At 60.9% G+C, this 23158-nt stretch carries 19 protein-coding genes and 2 pseudogenes; 13 read left to right on the forward strand and 8 right to left on the reverse strand.

What is annotated here, in order from left to right; translation table 11 throughout:
* Positions 1-168: 168 nt before the first annotated feature.
* Positions 169-2166: a putative bifunctional diguanylate cyclase/phosphodiesterase gene (locus G9X64_RS15180; protein WP_171376857.1), complete on the reverse strand. Its 1998-nt coding sequence runs from the start codon at positions 2164-2166 to the stop codon at positions 169-171.
* A 180-nt stretch (positions 2167-2346) separates the two neighbouring features.
* Here G9X64_RS15180 and G9X64_RS15185 point away from each other — a divergent pair, with 180 nt between their 5' ends.
* On the forward strand, positions 2347-3384 hold the full coding sequence (locus tag G9X64_RS15185) for a class I SAM-dependent methyltransferase (protein WP_171376858.1): 1038 nt from the start codon (positions 2347-2349) through the stop codon (positions 3382-3384).
* Between the two features lie 318 nt (positions 3385-3702).
* Here G9X64_RS15185 and G9X64_RS15190 read toward each other — a convergent pair whose 3' ends face one another.
* Positions 3703-4560, reverse strand: coding sequence for an NmrA family NAD(P)-binding protein (locus G9X64_RS15190; RefSeq protein WP_171376881.1), 858 nt, complete (start codon positions 4558-4560; stop codon positions 3703-3705).
* A gap of 130 nt (positions 4561-4690) precedes the next feature.
* Here G9X64_RS15190 and G9X64_RS15195 point away from each other — a divergent pair, with 130 nt between their 5' ends.
* A complete protein-coding gene (locus tag G9X64_RS15195; protein ID WP_168315905.1) occupies positions 4691-5587 on the forward strand; it encodes a LysR family transcriptional regulator in 897 nt (298 codons plus the stop codon).
* Between the two features lie 133 nt (positions 5588-5720).
* On the opposite strand, the gene G9X64_RS15200 is transcribed toward G9X64_RS15195, so the two are convergent.
* The 3 genes from G9X64_RS15200 to G9X64_RS15210 are packed head-to-tail and all read right to left on the reverse strand — an operon-like array spanning position 5721 to position 8171.
* On the reverse strand, positions 5721-6191 hold the full coding sequence (locus tag G9X64_RS15200; protein ID WP_171376859.1) for a cyclophilin-like fold protein: 471 nt from the start codon (positions 6189-6191) through the stop codon (positions 5721-5723).
* 13 nt (positions 6192-6204) lie between these two features.
* Positions 6205-6951: an SDR family oxidoreductase gene (locus G9X64_RS15205; protein WP_171376882.1), complete on the reverse strand. Its 747-nt coding sequence runs from the start codon at positions 6949-6951 to the stop codon at positions 6205-6207.
* A 32-nt stretch (positions 6952-6983) separates the two neighbouring features.
* The gene (locus G9X64_RS15210; RefSeq protein ID WP_171376860.1) at positions 6984-8171 is read right to left on the reverse strand and encodes an MFS transporter; all 1188 of its coding nucleotides are present in this window, start codon (positions 8169-8171) and stop codon (positions 6984-6986) included.
* Between the two features lie 94 nt (positions 8172-8265).
* On the opposite strand from G9X64_RS15210, the gene G9X64_RS15215 reads away from it, so the two are divergent.
* Positions 8266-9162 (forward strand): LysR family transcriptional regulator, encoded by an 897-nt coding sequence (locus G9X64_RS15215; RefSeq protein ID WP_171376861.1) that lies wholly within the window; start codon positions 8266-8268, stop codon positions 9160-9162.
* Between the two features lie 42 nt (positions 9163-9204).
* Here the strand turns inward: G9X64_RS15215 and G9X64_RS15220 are convergent, their stop codons facing one another.
* Complete coding sequence (locus G9X64_RS15220; RefSeq protein WP_168313018.1) at positions 9205-9951, reverse strand: SDR family NAD(P)-dependent oxidoreductase; 747 nt, start codon at positions 9949-9951, stop codon at positions 9205-9207.
* A gap of 39 nt (positions 9952-9990) precedes the next feature.
* Positions 9991-10389 (reverse strand): DoxX family protein, encoded by a 399-nt coding sequence (locus tag G9X64_RS15225; protein WP_171376862.1) that lies wholly within the window; start codon positions 10387-10389, stop codon positions 9991-9993.
* A gap of 150 nt (positions 10390-10539) precedes the next feature.
* On the opposite strand from G9X64_RS15225, the gene G9X64_RS15230 reads away from it, so the two are divergent.
* Positions 10540-10920 (forward strand): winged helix-turn-helix transcriptional regulator, encoded by a 381-nt coding sequence (locus G9X64_RS15230; RefSeq protein WP_131602864.1) that lies wholly within the window; start codon positions 10540-10542, stop codon positions 10918-10920.
* Between the two features lie 217 nt (positions 10921-11137).
* Here the strand turns inward: G9X64_RS15230 and G9X64_RS15235 are convergent, their stop codons facing one another.
* On the reverse strand, positions 11138-11632 hold the full coding sequence (locus G9X64_RS15235; protein WP_065283244.1) for an Lrp/AsnC family transcriptional regulator: 495 nt from the start codon (positions 11630-11632) through the stop codon (positions 11138-11140).
* Between the two features lie 150 nt (positions 11633-11782).
* Between G9X64_RS15235 and G9X64_RS15240 the strand changes: the two genes are divergently transcribed.
* The 9 genes and pseudogenes from G9X64_RS15240 to repC form a co-directional block, all read left to right on the forward strand.
* Complete coding sequence (locus G9X64_RS15240) at positions 11783-11989, forward strand: hypothetical protein (RefSeq protein WP_171376863.1); 207 nt, start codon at positions 11783-11785, stop codon at positions 11987-11989.
* 27 nt (positions 11990-12016) lie between these two features.
* On the forward strand, positions 12017-15724 hold the full coding sequence (gene putA, locus G9X64_RS15245; RefSeq protein WP_171376864.1) for a trifunctional transcriptional regulator/proline dehydrogenase/L-glutamate gamma-semialdehyde dehydrogenase: 3708 nt from the start codon (positions 12017-12019) through the stop codon (positions 15722-15724).
* A 431-nt stretch (positions 15725-16155) separates the two neighbouring features.
* The gene (locus tag G9X64_RS15250) at positions 16156-17166 is read left to right on the forward strand and encodes a LacI family DNA-binding transcriptional regulator (protein WP_171376883.1); all 1011 of its coding nucleotides are present in this window, start codon (positions 16156-16158) and stop codon (positions 17164-17166) included.
* A 43-nt stretch (positions 17167-17209) separates the two neighbouring features.
* Entirely contained in the window at positions 17210-18502 is a 1293-nt protein-coding gene (locus G9X64_RS15255) for an ABC transporter substrate-binding protein (protein ID WP_171376884.1), read from the forward strand.
* A 74-nt stretch (positions 18503-18576) separates the two neighbouring features.
* Entirely contained in the window at positions 18577-19509 is a 933-nt protein-coding gene (locus G9X64_RS15260) for a carbohydrate ABC transporter permease (RefSeq protein ID WP_168313014.1), read from the forward strand.
* Entirely contained in the window at positions 19502-20395 is an 894-nt protein-coding gene (locus G9X64_RS15265; RefSeq protein WP_062941619.1) for a carbohydrate ABC transporter permease, read from the forward strand. Before G9X64_RS15260 ends, G9X64_RS15265 begins: the two co-directional genes overlap by 8 nt.
* A 2-nt stretch (positions 20396-20397) precedes the next feature.
* Positions 20398-22092, forward strand: coding sequence for a glycoside hydrolase family 32 protein (locus G9X64_RS15270; protein WP_171376865.1), 1695 nt, complete (start codon positions 20398-20400; stop codon positions 22090-22092).
* 20 nt (positions 22093-22112) lie between these two features.
* Positions 22113-22616 (forward strand): annotated as a pseudogene (locus tag G9X64_RS15275) (ABC transporter ATP-binding protein); the annotation flags it as partial.
* A 74-nt stretch (positions 22617-22690) separates the two neighbouring features.
* A pseudogene (gene repC, locus G9X64_RS15280) lies at positions 22691-23031 on the forward strand (replication initiation protein RepC); the annotation flags it as partial.
* Positions 23032-23158: the final 127 nt, after the last annotated feature.

The following is a 23158-nucleotide window of genomic DNA, read 5'->3' on the forward strand; positions in this document are numbered from 1 at the left end:
AGACTTCCGACAATGGCGGCGCAGCCCTCGTTGAAATGGCTCCAATTGTTTTGATCGGGTCCGGCCTCTCTGCGATCGATGCGTCCGAATTCGTGATTTGCAGAGACGTCATGCATCATGCGCCGATTGTCGGGAACGTGCTGAGCCATCTGCAAACCTTGAGGCGCCTTATGCCGCGCTCAGGAGTTCGGCGCTAACCGGCATTCCCATATGAAAGCCCTGGACGCGGTCGATGCGAAGATCCTTGAGAAGGGAAAATTGCGCTGCAGTTTCGACGCCTTCCACCAGGATCGTATTCCCTCGATTGCGGATGAGAGCAATCATGTCCTGAAGCATCATCAAACCGCGTGGGTTCGAGCAGTCGTGCAGGAAGGTTCTATCGACCTTGACCGTCTGAAACTCGATTGCCCTCAGCCAGGAGAGGCCCGCGAAGCCGCAACCGAAGTCGTCAAGCCAGATTTCGACGCCGAGTGCCCGCAGATCGGCAATGCATTTAAGCACCTCCGACTGCATATCCATGTCCAGGCCCTCGGTCACTTCCAGGGCTAGTCGCGACCCGCAGACCCCGCACCGAGCAAGGATATCAGCGACACTGGCAGCAAAGCCGGTGGAACGCAGTTGTATCGGCGACACGTTGACGCTGACGGTAGCCATGCGATCGGTCATCAGTATGTCCCGGCATGCCGTCTCGATCGCCCACCTGCCCAGTTCGAGGATAGCGCCACTTCGTTCTGCAATGGGGATGAATGTCTTCGGCGAAACCGCCGTGCCGTCCGGCATCCTGAGGCGCATCAAAGCCTCGACAGCTCTTGCTTTCCCGTTCGTCACGTCGAAGATCGGTTGGTACACGAGCGAGACAAGTTTGCGATCGATGGCGGCCGCCAGCAACGGGACGAGTTTACCAGCATGGTCGTCGGGGCGAGGCAATAACGGGTCAAAACTACGAATGCAGTTTCGGCCACTTGCTTTGGCATTGTAGAGAGCGAGGTCGGCTTCACGTACTATTCGCTCAACTTTCTCTCCAACTTTCTCGCGGGTTAAGGCGACGCCGATGCTGACGGTTACGATCGACATATCATCTGGTCGCTCGTCATGAGCAATCGCAAGAGACTCGACTTCCATTCTGATCTTCTCGGCGAGAGTCATCGCGACCCTGGGGAGGGCAGCCGGCATGACCACGATAAACTCCTCGCCACCATACCTGCCGATCATGCCATCGGACGACTCTACAACCGCCTTCAGCGCATTGGCGATGACAGTCAGGCATCGGTCTCCTTCCTGATGTCCGTAGCGATCATTGAAGCATTTGAAAAAGTCGACGTCGATGAGGAACACGGAGAAGTCGCGGCGTTCGTCTTTCCAGGCGGCCCAGTATTCGTCGAGCCGCCGATCCAGCGCGCGTCTGTTGCCTATGCCTGTCAGGTAGTCAGTATGTGAAAGCTCGAGCAGTGACCGTCCGCGCTCGGACGCTTCCCAGTGCTGGTGGCGAGCTTCCGCCGCGTTCAGCAACACGTTTCGACGCTCGACATTCAATCGCCAATTGACGAAGGACGTGAAGACAAAGCACGAAATGTAGAACAGCCCAAAGGCGAACTTGTAGGCTTGACTTGAAGGAAATAATACCTCGATCGTAATAAAAAATGCGCATAGAACGAGGCCCGAGGTGATCACCGAAAGCCGAAACGGGAAACTGAAAAAGAGGTTGGCGCCCATCATGAAGATGGCGCCGAATATCATGTAGTATGACATGGCGGTGACGTCGCGGGTGGCAATCGCCGGGTAAAGCCAGCCAACATAGCCCACAAGCAGTGCCGAGGCGCATGTGATGTCAAGCCAGACGGTTTTCGCTTTTGCCAGTCGCAAGATTTCGAACGCCAGCAGAGCGATCGTTGCAATGACGAATCGCGCGGCTATCGTCACAGGGGCAACGTCGGGGATCAGCCATCGGTCGGGAAGTGCGAAGGCCACATAAACGGCGACCGCAATCCAAAGACCATGCCGTGAGCTCCGCCTTCGGACAGCATCATTTTCAGTTTTCAGAGAATTGAGGGCCTCGGCGAATGAAAAGCTGGCGGTTGATTCATCACGTGGGACATTAGCGTAAGCCGCGATCATGCAAAAACACCGGGCTGACATCCATCTAAAGTATGTTGAAAAGTAAGCCATACTTCGGCGCCCTCCAAAATCGCGTTCGGCAATCTGCAACCGGTTTGTCTTATTGCTTAGCTTTGTTAGAGGGGCAGCATCCGACCCGCAATAGTAGAATTACCCTTATCCCGTGTAGATTCTAGTCGCATCCTATTTCGAGGTTGATTATGCTTAACGCTATGTCAAAGGGGTCTCGAAATGGCACAAAGCCTGGTCTTGGACGGTGAAAGTCTTGTTGCGCCCGGCGAAATTCGTCGGGTAGCAAGGAGGGTTGCTGCGCCAGATCCCGGCCACCTGATCGATGCCAGAGCCGAGCTTGCCCTCAGCCTTGACGTGTCGACCCGTCAGTTCAAATCCGGCGTCGAGCCTGATGCGATCATCGAGCGTCTTACCGACGCCTTGCATCAGATACGGCGGCGCTTTCATCCGGAGGTGTGGGACGTCATCGTCCCGATCGCGCAATCTCATCCGGTTGCTCACTTTCTTCATCAAGATCCATTGACCCGCTGGTCGTTCGAAAAGCCGCGCGGCTATTCTGGCGACGCACGTCTTCTCGACTTCATCTATGGCCGACCTGAAATCGAGAACGCCGTCGCATCATCGAGCAACTTGGGACGCTCGATCTATGCCTACACTCGAAATGCTTCGTCATCCGTCGCGGTAAGGGAGCGTCGAGACATTCTGGCTCGCCGCGTAGACGAAATCGCTTCTGCCCGGCCTGGTTCGACCGAAGTCCTCGCCATTGCCGCCGGGCATCTTCGTGAGGGGCCCTTGTCGCGCGCTCTGAGCGCCGGCGCGATCAGACGCTGGGTAGCTTTGGATCAAGACCCGATGAGCGTTGGAACCGTCGCCCGCGATTTCGCCGGCACATCCGTCGAGGCGGTGAACGGGTCGGTCAAATCCCTGCTCGGTGGGAGGCATGCGCTGGGAATGTTCGATTTCGTCTATGCCGCGGGTCTTTATGACTATTTGCCGGACGCTGTGGCCGTAAAGCTGACCAAGAAGTGCGTCAGCATGCTTAAGCCTGGCGGCACCTTCCTATTTGCTAACTTCTCCCCGGAGACGGAGGTCGACGGCTATATGGAGACATTTATGAACTGGGCGCTGCTGTTGCGGTCAGAACGAGAGATGGGCTTGATCGCCAGTGAAGGCGTGACCGAGGCGGATGTGAAAGTGTCTGTTTGGCCCGGCTCAAACCGCAGCATTGTCTACTGTGAAATTCAAAAACCGCAGTAGCCGCACGTTGGCTCGAAGGGCTTACCGTCAGCGTCTACTCGGCCACCAAGGTCTCGCTGCGCCAGGTTCCACCGGACAACGGGGCGCAACATGTTGCGCCCCTTGCTCATCGACGGTTATCGAAGGCTGTTCAGGCAGAGGCTCGACGTGTCGTCGCCACCGTCCAAGGGCGTGGGAAGCTATCTCCTGAAGAGTTTGAAATAGGCTGCCGTTCAATCCGGTAGTCTTCGGGTAGTCCCTCAGTTCAAAATCAGGGGTCGGCCCTATCAGAGGCTGCATTAAGGGCGTGGCTGCCCTCCGCCACGGCCTTTCAGCTGTTTATCGGCCGCGGCTAATCAGGCGGCCCATTGCTGTGTCCAGTGTGGTCGTGCCCTTCATCGGCTCGCCCTCGAACCGGATCCAGCCTTCGTTGAAGCCATCGATCATGCGCATCCGCGGGAGGGGGTTTTGCATGCCCTGGTCGGTGAAAATCTGCTCCCAGGTGTCGCGGGCGACCGGCCCCGCCCGGACGGGTTTGCCGAGGATGGATGATAGGACAGCGGCGATATCGTTGGGCGTGACGCCCTCTGGCCCCATCAACTCGATGACCTGCTTGCCCACCCACTCGTGCTGCAGCAGTTCTGCCGCCTTGGCTCCGACGTCAAGGACAGAAACCATCGGACAGGGCTGGTCGAGCGGCTGCAGGAAACTCGAGAGGACACAGGTCTCGCGCGCCGGCGCGATGTCCCAGGCCGTGTTCTCCATGAACCAGCCGGCACGCAGAAAGGCGATCGGCATTGGCAAAGCTGATAACTCCTGTTCAACGAGACCGAGCTGGCTCAAGAGGTTGGGTTCTCTGGCCTGCGCGCCGATGGTGGAGAGGCAAACGACCTTGGCGGGACGAGACGAAAGAAGCGCGGTCTTCAGCGCCGCAATGACAGCGCGCACTTCCGTAAAGCCGGGGGTCGGATCGAAGGTCGGCGGGATCAGCAGAAAGACGCCGTCGGCGCCGGCGAAAGCCTTGGTGAGCGCATCGGCGTCGGTCATCTCAGCCAAGGCCAGTTCCGCGCCTTTGTTTTTCCATTCCGCTGCTTTCTCCGCATTGCGCGCGACGGCGCGGATCGGCACCTCCGCCTCCAGCAGACGCGCGGCGACAATGCCTCCGACTTGGCCTGTTACTCCGGTGATCACAAACATGGTTAGACTCCTTTGCTTCCTGCACCGCCCAGCAGGTTGGCGGTTTGTTATGCTGATCATGTCCTTTGGCAGCATTTGACTGAAGCGCGCTTCTGTCACATGATTGGTGACTAAAAATCACGGATGCCCGATGTTTGACGGACGATTATTGAATGGCGTGAGCGTACTGGCCGCCGTTATCGAGAGCGGAAGTTTCGCGCGGGCGGCGGAGCTAATGGGACTATCGGCGTCGGGTGTCAGCCGCGCCATTTCCCGACTGGAGGGGCGGATCGGTCTGCGGCTGCTCGACCGGACAACACGCACGATGCGGCTGACCGATGACGGCGCGCGGTTCTACGAACAGGTGGCCCCACTCTTGAGCGGCATCGAAGAGGCTGCGCAGACAGCTGTTGGCGCCAGACAGGCGGTGCGTGGCCGACTGCGAGTCAATGTCGACCCGTATTTCTCACGCCTTGTGCTCGGCCCGCGGCTCGGCGTCTTCCTCGATCGCTATCCGGATATCCAGATCGAGGTCATCACCCGCAACGAGATCGGCGATCTTGTTGCCGATGGCATGGACGTCGCGGTGCGCTTTGGCGAGCCTGCACAGAGGTCGCTTATTTCGCGCCTGTTGATGCAGACGCGCGTGATCACGATTGCGGCTCCCGCTTATATCGAGCGACATGGTCGGCCGGGCCGTCCACAGGATTTGAGCGAGCATACCTGTATCCAGTTCCAGGACCCGCTGACGGCAAGGCCTTTCGAATGGGAGCTTCGGCGGGGTGAAGAGGTCGTCTCGATCGAGACCCGCAGCCGCATTTTAGTCAACGATGCCGGCACGACCTTGGCGACCTGCCTTGCGGGGATAGGCATCGCGCAGGTCTTCTCACTCGGGATGGCGGATCATCTGAACAATGGGCAACTCGTGAACCTCTTTCCCGACTGGTCGGACGAGACATTCCCGCTCTACGCCTTCTATCCCTCGCGTCAGCATGTTCCGGCTAAGGTCAGGGCCTTTATAGATTTCTGCGTCGAGATCATCGAATAGACGGAGGCGCCCGTCGAGCGCCTCTACTGGCTTAAGCTGGCCAAGGCTTTCTGGTTCTGGAAATTTATCGTCTATGGGATTCTTTCACGCTTGGGAGGAAGGCGAATTGATATCTCCGGCCATAAGGCCCTTGTCAGATTCGTTCTATGCGGACCGGATACGCGCCGCGCACTAGCAACGGCTCGAAGCCATTGTCGAAGCGGCCGAGCCGGATCAGCCCGTCCCAGCGGTAATCCGCGTGGAAGAGGGCCAGGTTACCCCACGGTTTGAAGTAGCAAAGGTCGCCCGGCTGCTCGTTTCCGAAAGGACCGCTGCCTTCTTCTGTGAGTTTGCGTGGCAGATGGACGATCTTCTCGTTCCTGCCATAATCCTCGATCTTGAGGTCTAGGGGCAGCAGGGAAGCGAGATCGCGCGCCGTAGGATTGTCATAGAGTGTCGCGGTCAGGGTCAGCTTGTTGAAGCCTATCCTGATCCTGACGTCGGTCGGCTCCTGATTGGCCGGATCGGGTCCTTCCAGCCCCCGAGCCGTCAAAGGCATGGCAGTGGCTGCCAAGGCTCCGCCCAGCACCGCGCGACGACTCATGAACTTGGATGTCATCGACATAGCACGCCTCGCGTCAGACAGGTTGAGCCGTGGGCCGGAACAGGATTTCGTTGATGTCGACATCGTCCGGTTCGTTCACTGCAAAGGCGACCGTTCGCGCGAAGGTGTCCGCGCTGATTGCGATTTTGCTGACGAACTCCTTGGTGCCCGCCTGGATGTCCTTTTCGCTGATGTGTTCGAGGAGTTCGGTGCTCACTGCGCCGGGTGATATGATCGTGGTGCGGATGTTGTATGGCTTCACTTCTTTCCGCAGCCCTTCCGAGAGGGCGCGCACGGCGAATTTCGTCGCGCAATAGACGGCGGCACCCGGATCGACCACGTGGCCGTAGACGGAGGACACGTTGATGATATGCCCCGACTTTTGTGCTTTCATATGAGGAAGCGCTGCTGCGATGCCGTAGAGCACGCCTTTGATGTTGACGTCGATCATGCGATCCCACTCGTCGACTTTGAGCCGCTCGAGCGGCGCAAGTGGCATCAGGCCGGCATTGTTCAGCATCACGTCGATGCGACCGAACGTGTTGACGGCCGTGTCGACGAACTTCTTGACTTGAAGTTGGTCCGTGACGTCGGTTTGGACTGCCTTGGCCCTATAGCCTTTCGCGGTCAGTTCCTCAGCCAGCTTGGCGATGCGGTCGCTACGCCGGGCGCCGAGGACGACGGAAGCGCCACGCTCAGTAAGGTGACGCGCCGTGGCTTCGCCAAGCCCGCTGCTTGCCCCTGTTATGACGACCACTTTGTTTTCAATTCCTTGGGACATGATGATCTCCTGTTTTGAGGTTTCTACAAAGTTCAGGAACGGCGCCCGGCGAGCGCGGCGAGGACGGCCGAACCGGCGAGAAGGCAGGCGGCCAGAAGGAAGGTGCTCCACCATCCCGCGGTGTCGAACAGCATGCCGCCAGCGAAAGCGCCGCCTGCAATGGCGAGCTGGATCAGCGCCACCTGCAGTCCACCTGCCGCTTCCAACTCACCAGGAACGATAGCGGCCATCCAGGTATTCCAGGCGACCGGAAGCGGGGTCGAGAAAAATCCCCACATGACGAGCAGGAATGCCGTAACCGCTGCGAACGGCCCGAGAGCGATCAGCAGCAGGGCAAGGACAGCAAGTGCAGCCGGCAATCCTATGAGAACGAGCAGGAGATGGCGCCGGGCGACGAAGCCAATGACGGAGGTTCCAGCCAGTCCACCGACGCCGAGGCCGAGAAGCACCATGGACAGAAGATTCAAGTCCAGTCCCGTGACGCCTTCGAGGAACGGACGAAAATAAATGGACAGTGCGTTCTGGCCAATGAAGGCGAGACCGGTCGCCGCCATTCCAATCGCGAATGTGCGATTGCGCAGCAGCCCGAATATTCTGGCCACCGAGACGGTTGACGTCGCTGGCATCCTCGGCAGGACGACCAGTTGCCAGACGAGCGCGGCAATTCCGATCGGCACCGTGATGAAGAATGTGCCCCGCCATCCGATCAACCCGCCCAGAAAACTCCCGAGCGGCGCGGCAAGGACGAGGGCGAATGCGGTGCCACCTTGAATAAGCGCAATGGCCTTGGGCAGGTCATGGCCCGATGCCAGGCGTGCCAGAATAGCCGTCGACAGCGACCAGAAGCCGCCGATCGACACGCCGACCAGGGACCGTCCGACGAGAAAGACAAGGAAGTTGGGTGCGAGGGCAACCGCCAGGCTCGATCCGACAAGAACCGCCGTATAGAGCAGGACGACAGACTTCCGGTCGATCTTCGCCAGCAAGGCATTGCCGAAAAGGCTGGTGATGACCGCAAAGACTCCCGACACGGTGATCGCCAATCCGGCTTGCCCCTCTGAAATAGAGAGGTCCCTGGCGATCGGGGTCAGAAGGCTCACAGGGAGAAATTCCAACCCCACCAGAAGGAAAGTGAGAAGCGAGAGACAGGTCACAGCAGACCATGAGGTCGTCTCGTCTTCCGTCAGTACGGTCTCATTCAATGTCAGCTCGACGGTCATTCACGTTCTCCTGTCCGTTGCCAGATAGATAGCCGGACTGGTTTTGCGCGACTAGAAGCTATAATCTGAATGTGGTGGTGAAGGAGATTCAACAATGCGGCGCGACGAGTTCACGGAAATGCGTGCGTTTCTGGAGGTGGCTCAAGAGCGGAGTTTCACGCGCGCTGCATCGAAACTGGGAGTCACGCGCTCGGCGCTGAGCCATACGATCAGCGCGCTCGAAGCCCGGCTTGGCGTCCGGCTTCTCTCCCGCACGACGCGTGACGTGGCTCCCACGGCGGCCGGTGCCCGGCTCATTGAAAGTATTCAGCCGCATTTCGAGAGCATCGCGGCCGGGATCAGTGCCCTCGGCGCGCTGCGCGACAAGCCTTCGGGCACAGTCCGCCTCGTATGTCCCGATGATGCCGTCGAGCTGGTCTTCCGTTCGAGGCTGCCGGCATTTTTACGGGATTACCCCGATATCACCGTTGAACTCATCGTCGACAACGGTTTTACAAATATCGTCGAGCGCCAATTCGATGCCGGCGTGCGGCTCGGCGAAGCGATTGCGCGCGACATGGTGGCCGCTCGCATCGGTCCCGACGTTTCCTACACCGTCGTCGGATCGCCGGAATATTTTGCGGGCCGCTCCGCGCCTGCGACCCCGCACGACCTGACGGACCACAATTGCGTCAACCTGCGGCTTCCGACGTCAGGTGGGCTCTATGCTTGGGAGTTCGAAAAGGACGGTCGCGAGTTCAGCGTTCGTGTGGAGGGCCAGCTCGTGATGAGCAACATAGGACCGGCGATCAATGCCGCTCTCGATGGCGCGGGGCTGTCCTATGTGCCGAGGGACCTCGTCCGGCAATATTTGGACGGCGGTCAACTGAAGGAAGTGCTGGCGGACTGGGCGCCGACGTTCCAAGGCTATCATCTCTATTACCCCAGCCGCCGCCATCCATCTCCTGCTTTCTCCGCCTTCGTCGAAGCCTTCCGATACCGGCAGAGGTAAGCCTCAAGGGGCGCAATCCGCTGCGCCCCTTTGCTCGCGTGGTTATCGAGCGCTGTCGATGATTGCGCCGCCGTCGGGAGCGAGGCTGTAGCCGGTGATGAACTGCGAATCCTTGCTGGCAAGGAACAGCACCACCGGAGCAATGTCTTCTTCCGGCGAGCCGAAACGAGCCAGCGCGCTCATCGGCGGAGGAACCTCCTTTTCCGCAGCGCCCCAGGTGTCGGCGATCGGCAGGACGTTGTTCACGGTGATCTTGTCGGCGCCCCATTCGCGTGCCGCTGTGCGGGTCAGCGCGCGCACCGCTTCCTTGGCCATGTTGTAAGGGCCATAACCAGCCAGTCCGCTGGTGGCGGCCATCGAGGCGAAGTTGATGATCCGGCCTTCTCCGCTTTCCCTCAGGTGAGGATAGCAGGCCTGCATGAAGAGCAGATAGGCGATCGGCCCGGTATCGAAGTTCCGTTGCAGTTGCTCGACCGAGAGGTCGATGATCGAAGACGAGACCGCGGAACCGTCGAAAGCATTGTTCACAAGAACGTCGATACGACCATAGGCAGCGACGACCTTGTCCACTGCGGCCGTGATCTGATCGGCTTCACCGACGTCGCAGACGACGCCGAGGGCTGCGCCGCCGGCTTCGAGGATATCCGCGACAACGCGTTCGACGCCTTCGGATGTCCGCGAGAGAATTGCGACCTTCGCGCCTTCGGCGGCAAAGAGCTTTGCGGTGGCGCGGCCAATGCCGCGGCTTGCGCCTGTGACGATGGCAACTTTTCCATTGAGTCGACCCATGTGTATCTCCATTTGTTGGGGCTTGGGATCATCGAGACGTCAGAGCGCAGCGGCCTGGACGTAAGGGGAGGGCATGTCGCGGGCGTCGTTCTGCGTCATGAACGAGGTGGCCAGCAGCGCGAGGCCGACCGCCGCGGGCAGGGCGCCGGCAGGTTTTCGAACGCCGATATGCGCGAGGCCCGATAGCAGCAGGTGAAAGAAGATGCCCGCATAGGCGAGATCGCTGAGCGGGACGCTGACGCGCGAAAGGATCGCGAGCGGGCCGAGGACCTTAACAATGACCATGAACGGAACGAGGTTGTTGGCGCTGTATCCGAGTTCCGTCAGCGCCTCACGAACCCACTTTCCCTTTGTGGCATACATGTAGGCTGAAGCGAGGTAGAGCACGGATAGAAGTGCCGTGCTGATCCAGTATCCGTAAAATTTGCATAAGCTCATCCCTGTCGCTGCTCACGCAGCAACATTCCTCACGTCGAGTCTGTCGGTTTCTATGTGAGAGGCGCTCCTTTTACTGCGCCCCTGATGCACGGATGGAAAATGTCGTCTAAGATCCATCTTTGCAAGTAGGATGAATTACTTGCAGCTAGTATGGAAAACCAGACTATGGCCGATGGCGACATCAATATGCATGAGGAGATGCGTCGCGCATTCGCGTTGCTCTCCGGCAAATGGAAGCTGGAAATCATGTGGCTGCTCCATCAGCGGATCCACCGGTTTGGCGAACTGAGGAAGGCTATCCCCGGCATCACCCAACACATGCTGACGGCGCAACTCCGCGAGCTCGAAGCAGACGGGCTGGTGTCCCGCACCATCTTTGCGGAGGTTCCTCCGCGCGTCGAATATGAGATCACGCAAAAAGCGCGGGGCCTCGGTCCCACCATGGAAGCCTTGACGGCATGGTGGAATGAGTACGGAAAGAGTGTGCCAGTGAAACCGAGCACACGCGGTCGGAAAGCGAGAGATGGCTGAACTGCCTGTGGGTCGTTTGCTATCCTTGCCGCAACCGCTTTAGCTATCGCTTCATGCGAATGATCGGAATGATCACATTGGCGCGTCAGCCGATGACAGATATCGCAGTTCGTCCGGCGGCAAATTGGACCGATTATGCGCAGCTCCGGTCGGCGCGCGTGTTGGATTCTTTCCAGCAACTCACCGTCAGCTCGTCATAGCCTCCCACGGATCACATTCACGAAAAACTCGAACCGGACTTGTCCCAGCCTTCCTTGATCGTCTCCATCGCGACGTTGGTCGAGGTGTTGGCAACGTGGGGCAGTGTCGAGATGCGCTCGCCGAGAACGCGGCGGTAGCGGCCGATATCGCGCGTGCGGATCTTCAGCAGATAGTCGAACCTGCCGGCGATCATATGGCACTCTTCGACTTCGCTGATCTTCTTGATGGCATCGTTGAAGCTTTTCAGCGCGTCCTCGCGGGTATCGGAAAGCTTCACCTCGACGAAAGCAATATGGTCGAGCTGCATTTTCGACGGATTGAGGACGGCCTTGAAGCCTTCGATATATCCTTCGCTGATCAGCCTTTTGAAGCGGATCTGGCACGGCGTCTTCGACAATCCGACACGCGCGGCCAGATCGGTGATCGACAGCCTGCCGTCCTCGGTGAGTGCGGTGAGGATCTTTCTGTCGAACTGGTCCAATTCACTAAAGATGTCGGTTTCAGTAGCCATTTGAACTCTCGCGGGCGGATTAATAAGTTCATACAGCCTGGAAACTGTTGAAATCAAGTGAGATTGCGATTTGCGATTATGATAGATTATCTGCCGGGCAGAAGAGTGCTGAAATCGGTATCGGCGCCGCGCTCAACACGGGGATCATACATGCACAACAAAGAAGCGGATGACGACCAGGCGCCGGATTTGCTCGCGCACTACCGGCCGCTGGCGATCAGGGCCGTGGCCGCGGCGCTCACCCTCAAGCGCGACAGACCGGATGCCCGCCCGCTGCGCGAGACGGAATGTTCCGGCCCAGCCTTCGCGGACGATGCACAATGGGACGACGAGCCCGGCATCTCATTCATCCGTTAAACCAGACATCGACTGATAGGTACTTTCATGTTGAACGCAGCGATTGACCCCGCCCCCTCCCGTGATCCCGCCGACGGCGCGCCGTTTTCCGGCTTTGCCCCGCCGATCCGACCGCAATCCGAACTTCGCCAGGCGATCACCGCTGCCTATCGCCGGCCGGAAACCGAATGCCTGCCGCCGCTCGTTGCAGCAGCGCGCGTCTCCGAGGCAAAACGCTATGACATTCGCAGCACGGCCCGCAGCCTGATCGAAGCATTGCGCGCCAAGCACAAGGGGACCGGTGTCGAAGGGCTGGTGCAGGAATACTCGCTCTCCAGCCAGGAAGGCGTGGCGCTCATGTGCCTCGCCGAAGCGCTGCTGCGCATTCCCGATACCGAAACGCGGGACGCGCTGATTCGCGACAAGATCGCGGAAGGCAACTGGACCTCCCATATCGGCGGCGGGAAATCCATGTTCGTCAATGCCGCCACCTGGGGGCTTGTCGTCACCGGCAAGCTCACCTCGACGGTCAACGACCGCAGCCTCTCGGCAGCGCTGACGCGGCTGATCGCACGCGCCGGCGAGCCGGTCATCCGTCGCGGCGTCGATATGGCGATGCGCATGATGGGCGAGCAGTTCGTCACCGGCGAAACGATCGCGGAGGCGCTGAAACGCGCCCGGCCGCTGGAAGCACGCGGCTTCCGCTATTCCTACGACATGCTGGGCGAGGCCGCGACGACGGGCGCTGACGCCGAGCGTTATTACCGGGATTACGAAAAGGCGATCCACGCCATCGGCAAGGCGTCGGACGGGCGCGGCATCTATGACGGCCCGGGCATATCGATCAAGCTTTCGGCCCTGCATCCGCGTTACGTGAGGTCGCAGGCCGGCCGGGTGATGAGCGAGCTGCTGCCGAAGGTCAAGGCGCTGGCCGTTCTCGCCAAGACCTATGATATCGGCCTCAATATCGACGCCGAGGAGGCCGATCGGCTGGAGCTTTCGCTCGACCTCCTCGAGGAGCTTTGCTTTGCCCCTGATCTCGCCGGATGGAGCGGGCTGGGCTTCGTCGTGCAGGCCTATGGCAAGCGCTGCCCCTTCGTCCTCGACTATATCATCGATCTTGCGCGCCGCTCCGGGCGCCGGATCATGGTCCGTCTCGTCAAGGGCGCCTATTGGGATGCGGAGATCAAGCGTGCCCAGCTGGACGGGCTCGACGGCTATCCGGTCTATACCCGCAAGATCTACACCGATGTCGCCTACATCGCCTGCGCGCGCAAGCTGCTCGATGCTCCGGATGCGGTCTTCCCGCAATTTGCCACCCATAATGCGCAGACGCTCGCCACGATCTATCGTCTGGCGGGTCCTGATTTCACCGTCGGCAAATATGAGTTTCAATGCCTGCACGGCATGGGCGAACCGCTCTACGACGAGGTTGTCGGAAAGGAAAAGCTGGACCGGCCCTGCCGCATTTATGCGCCTGTGGGAACACATGAGACGCTGCTCGCCTACCTGGTGCGGCGTCTTCTGGAAAACGGCGCCAATTCCTCCTTCGTGCACCGGATCTCCGATCCGAATGTCTCGGTCGAGGCGCTGATTGCCGATCCCGCCGAAATCGTCGCAGCCATGCCTGTCGTTGGCGCCCCCCACGCGCAGATCGCCTCGCCGAAGGCTCTTTACGGCAGCGCCCGGGCCAATTCCGACGGTCTCGATCTCTCGAACGAAGCCACGCTTTTGGACTTGTCGCAGGCGCTCGCTTCCACGGCTGCTGCCCCATGGCATGCGCTTCCCCTCCTTGCCGACGGCTCTATGGATGGGGTGACGCGCGATGTTCTCAATCCTGCCGATCACCGGGACATCGTCGGCACGGTAACCGAAGTGAAGGTCGAGGAGGCCGCACGCATCGTTCAAATGGCTGCGGATCATGCGCCGCAATGGGCCGCCGTGCCGCCGGCCGAGCGTGCCGCCTGCCTGGAACGGGCGGCCGACATCATGCAGGCTCGCATCAAGGTGCTGATGGGCATCGTCATGCGCGAGGCCGGCAAATCAGCGGCCAATGCCGTCGGCGAGGTGCGTGAGGCGATCGACTTCCTGCGCTACTACGCCGAGCAGGCCCGCAAGACCCTCGGCCCCTCGCATGCGCCCCTCGGCCCGATCGTCTGCATCAGCCCGTGGAATTTCCCGCTGGCGATTTTCACCGGACAGGTCGCCGCAGCCTTGGTTGCAGGCAATCCCGTGCTTGCCAAACCTGCCGGCGTCACGCCGATCATCGCTTCGGAGAGCGTCAAGATCCTCCACGAGGCGGGCGTGCCTGTCGGTGCCCTGCAGTTCGTGCCCGGCAGCGGCCGTCTCGGCGCCGGCTTGGTCGGGGCGGAGGAAACGGCAGGCGTCATGTTTACCGGGTCGACCGAAGTTGCCCGGATGATCCAGGCGCAACTGGCCGAACGGTTGTCGGCAAGCGGCAAGCCGATTCCGCTGATTGCCGAAACCGGTGGCCAGAACGGCATGATCGTCGATTCCTCGGCATTGGCCGAGCAGGTGGTGGCCGATGTCATTGCCTCTGCCTTCGACAGCGCCGGTCAGCGCTGCTCGGCGCTCAGGGTTCTCTGCCTCCAGGACGATGTCGCCGACAGGACCCTTAACATGCTGAAGGGCGCCTTCCGCGAGCTGACGATGGGCCGTACCGATCGCCTGAGCATCGATGTCGGCCCTGTCATCAACGACAGCGCAAAGACGGAGATCGACCAGCATATCGAGCATATGCGCGGCTTGGGCCGGAAGGTGGATCAACTGCCGCTGCCCGAAAGTGCTGCGGCGGGGACCTTCGTCCCGCCGACGATCATTGAGATCAAATCCCTGTCGGACCTGACGAGGGAGATCTTCGGCCCGGTCCTGCATGTCGTCCGCTTCAAGCGAAACGGGCTCGACCGTCTGATCGACGACATCAACGCATCGGGTTATGGTCTGACATTCGGGCTTCACACCCGGCTTGACGAAACGATCGCGCATGTGACCAGCCGCATCAAGGCAGGAAACCTTTATGTCAACCGCAACATCATCGGCGCCGTCGTCGGCGTGCAGCCCTTCGGCGGCCGCGGCTTGTCGGGAACGGGCCCGAAGGCCGGCGGTCCGCTCTATATCGGCCGGCTGGTGCAGCGTGCGCCCGTGCCGCCGCAGCAGGATTCCGTCCATACCGACCTCGCCCTTCGTGACTACATCGTCTGGCTCGACAAGAAGGGCCTGTTGGGCGAGGGGGAAGTGGCGCGTGGATATGCGAGCCGCTCGGCGCTCGGGCTCGAACGCGAACTCACCGGTCCGGTGGGCGAACTCAATCTCTACGCGCTCCATCCCCGCGGTCGTATTCTCCTCGTGCCGCAGACCGAAGGCGGGCTTCATCGCCAGATTGCCGCAGCCCTATCGACCGGCAACCATATCGTCGTCGACGCGGCTTCCCTATCGAAGTCAGTCCTGGCAGACCTTCCGGCGGCCGTCGCCGGCCGGATCTCCTGGACCTGGGATTGGGAAATGGACGGGCCGTTCTCCGGCGCGCTCGTCGAAGGGAATCGCAACAGGGTTCTCGCCGTCAATCAGAAGATTGCTCACCTGCCCGGTCCGCTGCTGCTGGTCCAGGCCGCGACGAGCGAGGAACTGGCGAGCGATCCCGAAGCCTATTGCCTCAACTGGTTGCTGGAGGAGGTGTCGACGTCGATCAACACCGCGGCTGCCGGCGGCAATGCAAGCCTGATGGCCATCGGCTGAGTAACAGGACGAGGGCGCAGAAAATGCGCCCTCGAAACTCTAGACGGAAAAGAGGCCCTCTTCCCGGAATTCAATCTTGCTTCCTCGGCCTATACGGCGTCGGGCGGCGATCCGCTGGCGACACGGTATTGCCGGCGTGAGGAACGACGATTGGAAAGGCAGTTTCGGGAAACCTCGCCGCCTTCATGTACTTGCTCGAACAAGTCTTTCCAGGTCATCGGCATCCAAGGACTCTACGACGGCCTTGCTGCCTGCTTTCCCCTCCACAGGTTGCCGTCTTCGTCCGCAAGCGCCCCACCTCGACAGGCATGAAGAAGCCCATCCCAAGGATGTTCATGGGCAAAAGGCGTGTTCGGTCGTGCAGTGCGCGTAAAAGCCGCTTGACAAAAAGCGTTCGCCGCGACTATTGGGTAATCGATCACCCAAGGAGGATGGTGCGGATCGTGGCAGTATCTCTTTCTGACATCGCGGAACGTGCGGGCGTCTCGGTAAAGACGGTTTCCGGCGCATTGCACGGTGGCTCCGCCCGCATGTCGGACGATACGCGCCAGAAGGTCAAGGCCATTGCGGAAGAGCTCGGCTACGTGACCAACCTTGCGGCGCGTGGCGTGCGTCAGGGCTGGCTGCCGCTGGTCGGCGTCGTCTCCGACGGCCTCATCACTTCGCCCTTCGCCACCGAGATCGTGCGTGGCCTCGACGGGGCGGCCCGCAGCGCCGGCATGGCGGTCTTTGCGGTCAACCACCGCAGCGGCCAGTCTATCGGCTCGGTGCTCGACGAGGTGCAGCAGTTCCGGCCGCGCGCCGTTGCTTATGCCGCCATGTACCACAAGGATGTCGCCCTGCCGGACAGGTTGGCGGGCGCCGTCGGCGTCATGATCAACTGCCGCGAGGCTGCCGGCCGCGTCACCGCGCTGGTGCCGGACGAAGAGGGCGGCGCGCGGGAGATCGTGCGTTATCTCCTCGTCGCCGGCCGCCGGCGCATCGCCTTCATCAACCTGCCAGGCATTCTCGCCGGCACGCTACGTGAGATGGGGTTTCGTGCGGCGCTTGAGGAGGCGGGCATCGACCACCTCGGGGTGTTTCCGGCGGTGCGCCGCAGCGTCTACAGCGACCGCGCGCCAAGCCTTGTTGCCTCTCATGTGGAGGCGCTTCTGAAATCCGGTCAACGGCCTGACGCCATCTTGTGCGGCAATGACCGTGTGGCGATGGAAGTCTATGCGGCGCTTGCCCGCGCCGGCCTTCGCATCCCGGATGATATCGCGGTGGCAAGCTTCGACAACCAGGTCGAGATTGCCTCGCGGCTGGACCCGCCATTGACGACGATGGCCCTGCCGCACCGCGCCATGGGCCGCCTTGCCATGGAGATCCTCCTGGCCGAGCAGCCCGAACCGCCGCATCTGCGGAAACTGCCGTTCCATCTGGTCGAACGGGCATCCGTCTGAACATCGAGTGTCTAACAGGAGGAGAATATCAATGAGCATTTCAATGGGTAATCGTTTACTTTCCGCACTCCTAGCGTCCGCCGCGCTGGTCGCGACCGCCGGTTTCGCCGAGGCGAAGACCGTCATCCACGTCATGCATCAGGGCGATCCCGGCTGGGTGAAGGCCTATGGCGACGTTGCCGCCCGCTTCGAGGCCGCCAATCCCGATGTCGACATCGAGATGATCTACGCGCCGCACGATGCCTATAACGAGAAGTTCAGCGCCGCCGTCATGGCCAAGCAGCTGCCCGATATCATGGAACTCGATGCTCCGTTCCTCGCCAATTATGTCTGGTCGGGCTATCTGCAGCCCGTCAAGCCGCTCATTGACAAGGACCTGCTCGATGACATGACGGATTCGAATATCGCCCAGGGCACCTATCCGATCGACAAGGATCTCTATGCGATCGGCCTCACCGACTCCTCGGTCGTGCTCTACGGCAACAAGAAATATCTTGAAGCCATTGGCGCCCGCATTCCGAAATCGGTCGATGATGCCTGGACCCGTGAGGAATTCGAAGGCTATCTCGAAAAGCTCTCCAAGCTCGAGGGCGTGAAGTGGCCGATTGACACCTTCCGAGGTTACGGCATCAAGACCGAGTGGATCACCTATGCCTACGGCCCCCTGCTCGAAAGCGCCGGCTGCGACCTGATCGACCGCAAGACCTGGAAGGCGAGCGGCACGCTCGATGGCGAGGCCTGCGTCAAGGCGCTGACGATGATGCAGGACTGGGTGAAGAAGGGCTGGGTCGTACCGACTTCGTCGGGGACCAACCAGTTCTATGCCGAGGGACAGCCGGCCGCGCTCGCCATGGGCGGCCACTGGTTCTACGCGGAGGCATCGGCAGCGATGAAGGACAATATCGTCGTCATGCCGCTGCCGAAGATCGGCGACAAGGGCGTGAGCCCGAACGGAACCTGGATCTGGGGCATTTCCGCGACCTCGGAAAACCCTGAGATCGCCGGCAAGTTTCTGAGCTTCCTGCTGAAGGACAAGGAATACCGGGAGTACGCCAAGACCCAGTCCGCCTATCCGGGCCTCAAGAGCTTCGCCGCCGGTTCCCCGCTCTATGCGGAAGGTGGTCCGCTCGCCGTCGCCTTTGAGCAGGCTTCCAAGACCGCGATCGCCCGTCCGCCGCACCCGGCCTATCCGACGATCACCTCGGCCTTCATGCAGGCCGTCGACAAGATCTTCAACGGTGGTGACGCGCAGGAAGCGCTGACGGCCGCCGCCAAGAAGATCGACGAGGATATCGAGGACAACGCCGGCTACCCGCCCTTCGACGAGCAGCAGTAAGGGGTTTTGACGGGGCCGGCTCGTCCTGCCGGCCCCTGGACCATCTCGGGAGGATGACCGATGAGGAGGAAACAATGACTTTGCAACAGACCTCCACGCCCGCTTTGCGACGTCCGGCCAAACGCCGCGACAACAAGCGGCTCTGGCAGGAAATGGCGATGATCGCACCTGCCTTTCTGCTTATGGCGATATTCCTGATCACGCCGTTTCTCTTGTCCTTCTGGACGGCGATGACCAACCAGCCGCTCGTGCCGCGCCCGACGCCGGTGCGCTTCGTCGGCCTCCTGAATTTCGAGCGCGTCTTCACCGATCCGCTGTTCTGGACCTCGCTGTGGAACGTTACGCGCTTCACCGTCTGGGTGCTGCCGCTGCAGTGCGGCCTCGCCTTCCTGACCGCGCTGCTCTTGCATCAGAAGCTGCCGATGCAAAACCTGCTGCGCGGCCTGTTCTTCCTGCCGGCGATCACCTCCATGGTGGTGGTCTGCGTCATCTGGGGCACGCTTTTCCAGTACCCGAGCGGCCCGCTCAACCAGATCGTCGGTTTCCTTTCCGGCGGCACGATCCAGCCGATCGACTGGCTCGGCGACCCCAGCTGGGCGATGTTCTCCATCGTGTTGCTTTCAGCCTGGCAGGCCTATGGCTTTCAGATGATCATCTATCTCGCCGGCCTGCAGGGCATTCCCGAAGAACTGTACGATGCCGCCCGCATCGACGGGGCAAGCGCGTTGCGCCGCTTCTGGCACGTCACCATGCCCGGCCTTCGCCCGACCCATGTCTTCGTGCTGGTCATCACCACGATCCAGGCCTTCAAGCTCTATACCCAGGTGGCAATCCTCACCCAGGGCGGCCCGAACGAAAGCACCGAAACCGTTGTCCACTACATGGTGCGCGCCGGCTTCGAGGAGCAGAAACTCGGCTACGCATCGGCCGTTTCCGTCATCCTCTTCGTCATCGTTCTTCTGATCGCGCTCCTGCAACGCAAACTCCTGAGGCGCTTCGATGTCTGATCTCGCTTTGACCCAGCCCGTCCCGCTGGCAATCGCAAGGGGCAACGGCAAGAGAAGCCTGCGCATCGTGCAGAGCCTCTGCATCCTGGTCATCGCACTGGTGATGATCTCGCCGCTGTTCATGCTGCTGATCGCCAGCCTGAAGGACGACCGCTTCCGCATCCTCGCCGACATGGGCAGCTTCCGCGCCTTCTGGGTCAGCGACCCGACGCTGTCGAACTACAAGGAGATCGCCCATTTCTCCGGCGAGCTGGCCTATGGCCGATATCTCTTCAATTCGCTGGTGATCCTCGTCGCCACAGTCGTCTCGGGACTGGTCGTCAATTCCATGGCGGGCTTCGTTCTCGCCTGGGGCTCGCTGCGCGGCAAGGCGGCACTCTTGGCGCTGGTCGTCGCGCTCTATGTCATCCCGCAGGAAAGCATCATCATGCCGCTCGTCGTCATGATGTCGCGGGCGGGGCTGACGGATACCTTCGCGGTGCAGATCCTGCCCTGGGTGGCAAGCCCGCTCTATGTCTTCCTCTTCTACCAGTTCTTCGCGCAGCTGCCGAAAGAACTCTATGAAGCGGCGGAAATGGACGGCGCATCGGCCTTCCGCATCTACCGGTCGATCTACATGCCGCTCAGCCTGCCGGCGCTCGCCACGGTCTCGATCCTCATGGGCATCGAAAGCTGGAACCAGTATCTGTGGCCGACGCTGGTCACCCAGACCGACTATGCCCGGCCGATTGCCGTCGCCATCGCCACCTTCTTCGGACAGGACAGCATCTACTGGGACCGCGCCATGGCCGCATCGGTGCTGATGATGATCCCGGTCCTCATTCTCTATCTGGCTTTCCAGCGCTGGTTCGTCAGTTCATTCGTCGGCTCCGCCGTGAAAGGTTGATCATGTCTATGCAGGCAGAATTCGAAACGTCAGCACCTGAAACCATTGAAGCGGAGCTGCCCGAAGGCACGGTCCTGCATCTCTGGTTGAAGGCGCGCCATGCCGGCGGCGAGGCGAAGCTCTTCGTAGCCGTTGATGGCAACGACATCGGCGAGCTCTCGACCCGCCGCACGGGGGAATTTGAGTTCTTCGCTGTGACGCTCGCGAAAGGCGGTCGTGCCACGCTGTCTTATGATGCGACAACCACAGCGCTCTCGGTCGCTTACGCCTTCCGGCCGGAAACCGTGATGAAGGAGGGGATCCGCGTGCTGCACAGCGATGCCCGCACCGCTGCCCCCGACGTCCCCGACAGCTACCATTTCCGCCCGCCCTTCGGCTGGATGAACGATCCGAACGGTTTTGGACGGTTCGGCGGAAACGCCCACCTCTTCTACCAGCATTATCCTCATGAGCCGCGCTGGAACACTATGCACTGGGGCCATGCCGTCTCGAAGGATTTCGTCCACTGGAGGCATCTGCCCATGTTCCTCTTCCCGGCGGCGCATCTATCGGAAAAGGGTGATGGCCGCGGCGGCGCCTTCTCCGGCTCGGCGATCCCCGGCCCGGAGGGCGAGGAAATCCGCGTCTTCTACACCGAGCATGTGCGTGACCGGCAACCGGAAGAGCAGATCCAGCTTTCCGCCGTCAGCCGCGACGGCATCGTCGCCGGCCCTTCGGAAATTGTGATGCCGCTGCGCCCGGAAGGCTTGAACCTCACCACCGATTTCCGCGACCCCTATGTCTTCAAAGGCCCGGACGGCCACTGGAAGATGCTGCTCGGCAGCCGCGACAGGCAGGGCGGCGTCGTACTGCTCTATGAAACTGCAGACGCGCAAGGCGCCGATGGCTGGACCTTCCTTAGCATCCTCCATCGTGAGGACGGTTTCGGCATGACGGCGGCGGAGTGCCCCTGCATGGTGCCGCTTTCCGGCAAAAACGCAGAACCCCGCTGGGCGCTGTTCTTCGGTCTGCTCACCAGCCGCGACCCGGCCACCGGCCGCCGCAACCTCACCTCCGTCACCGTCGGCGGTTTCGATGGCCGCACCTTCACTGCGGAGTTCGTGCAGGAGTTGGATTTCGGTTCGGATGCCTATGCCTTTCAGGCCTTCGTTGATGGCGACGAGCCGGTCGGCATCGCCTGGCTCGCCAACTGGACGGATTTTTCCAAGAAGGACGATTTCCCGACGACCATGACCCTGCCGCGCCGCGTGCTTCTCGACGGCGACACCGTGCTGACCCCGCCGGTCGCAGCCGTCGAAAGCCTGCGCCATCACTTGCTTGATGACACCGCGCTTGCCGCCGGCAAGACCGTGCCGCTCGGCACCGGCGCCGTCGAGATCGTGCTTGATCTCACCGCGCCGGGCGCCGCCTTCGATCTCACCTTCGATCATCCAGATGTCGATATAGGCGTGAAACTCGATGCCGATGGTCTGGCGATTGTCTTCGACGCTCGCACCGGCATGACGCCGCCACGTTACATCGCCACAGGCGCGAAACCGTCGAGCCTGCGCATCTTCCTCGATGCCGGCTCCATCGAGGTCTTCGCTGACAACGGCCGCTGGACGGGGTCCAAACGGATTCCGGGCTTTGCCGCCGCGCGTTCGGCAACGCTCGTCGGCGCCGTCGCCGGGGCCGGCGTCTGGCAACTGAAACTGTGAGGGAGGACAGACAATGGCATCGCCTTGGCACTACCATCGTTTACGTCACCCACGACCAGATCGAGGCGATGACCATGGCCGACAAGATCGTCGTCATGCACGCCGGCCGCATCGAGCAGATCGGCAAGCCCCTCGATCTCTACGACCGGCCGGCAAACCTTTTCGTGGCGGGATTCATCGGTTCGCCGGCGATGAACCTTTTCGAGGGTGGTGTCAGCGACGGCGGCTTCCGTATCGAAGGCGGTGTTTCCCTGCCGCTTCCGCCGCAACTTAGTCACAGCGCGGCACGCACCTATGGCATCCGCCCGGAAGACCTCGATATTGCGGAGACGGGCATTCCGGCCACCATGCTGACTGTCGAGCCGACAGGCGCGGAGACCCATCTTTCTGTACGTGTCGGCACGCAGACGGCAACCATCGTGCTGCACCGGCGGGTGGATTTAAAGCCCGACCAGCAAATCCGCCTCGCGCCCAAATCCGGGAAAGTCCACCTCTTCTCCGCCGAAGGCAGTCGGATAGACTGATCCCCCCCGCGCCTCCCGCCGAGCCGCGTCCGTCAATTGACGGCCAAAAAGCTATGCCCATCGATAAAAGATTGCTATCGCTAGTGCTGCGCGCTTGCCCTGAGATTGTTCCGTTCGGGCCGGGTGGAACCATAGGCAGTTGGCGCGAAATGATGACGGCCGCCGTTACAGTTCGATCTATGCTGGGCGTTAGCCCATCGGCGTATGCGGCGTATGAGGAGGCGTGCGAGACAATGGGGCAGGCGGGGGCGGCAATCGCTATCGCTTGCATTCTTGAGCGGACAATCAAATCAACTCGGCGGGCGGATATCTACGAGACTTTACCGCGAAGGCGCGGCGAGGGGAGTTTTCACTTGGACCGATGCTATTCGCTCAGGTCAGGGCGAATTCCTCGCCGGTCATACGAGCCGGTTGAGTAGGCTATTTGTCGCGGCCGCTCGAAAGCCGTAGCCGACTGTTTTCAAACGGTAAAATTATGAATACTCAGGAAGTTTCCGGCTGGCAACTTTTCGTCAAGGACTTTGCGATGGTTTACGCTCATC

Origin of the sequence: Rhizobium sophorae (genome assembly GCF_013087515.1) — a bacterium.
In the GTDB taxonomy this organism is placed as follows: domain Bacteria; phylum Pseudomonadota; class Alphaproteobacteria; order Rhizobiales; family Rhizobiaceae; genus Rhizobium; species Rhizobium sophorae.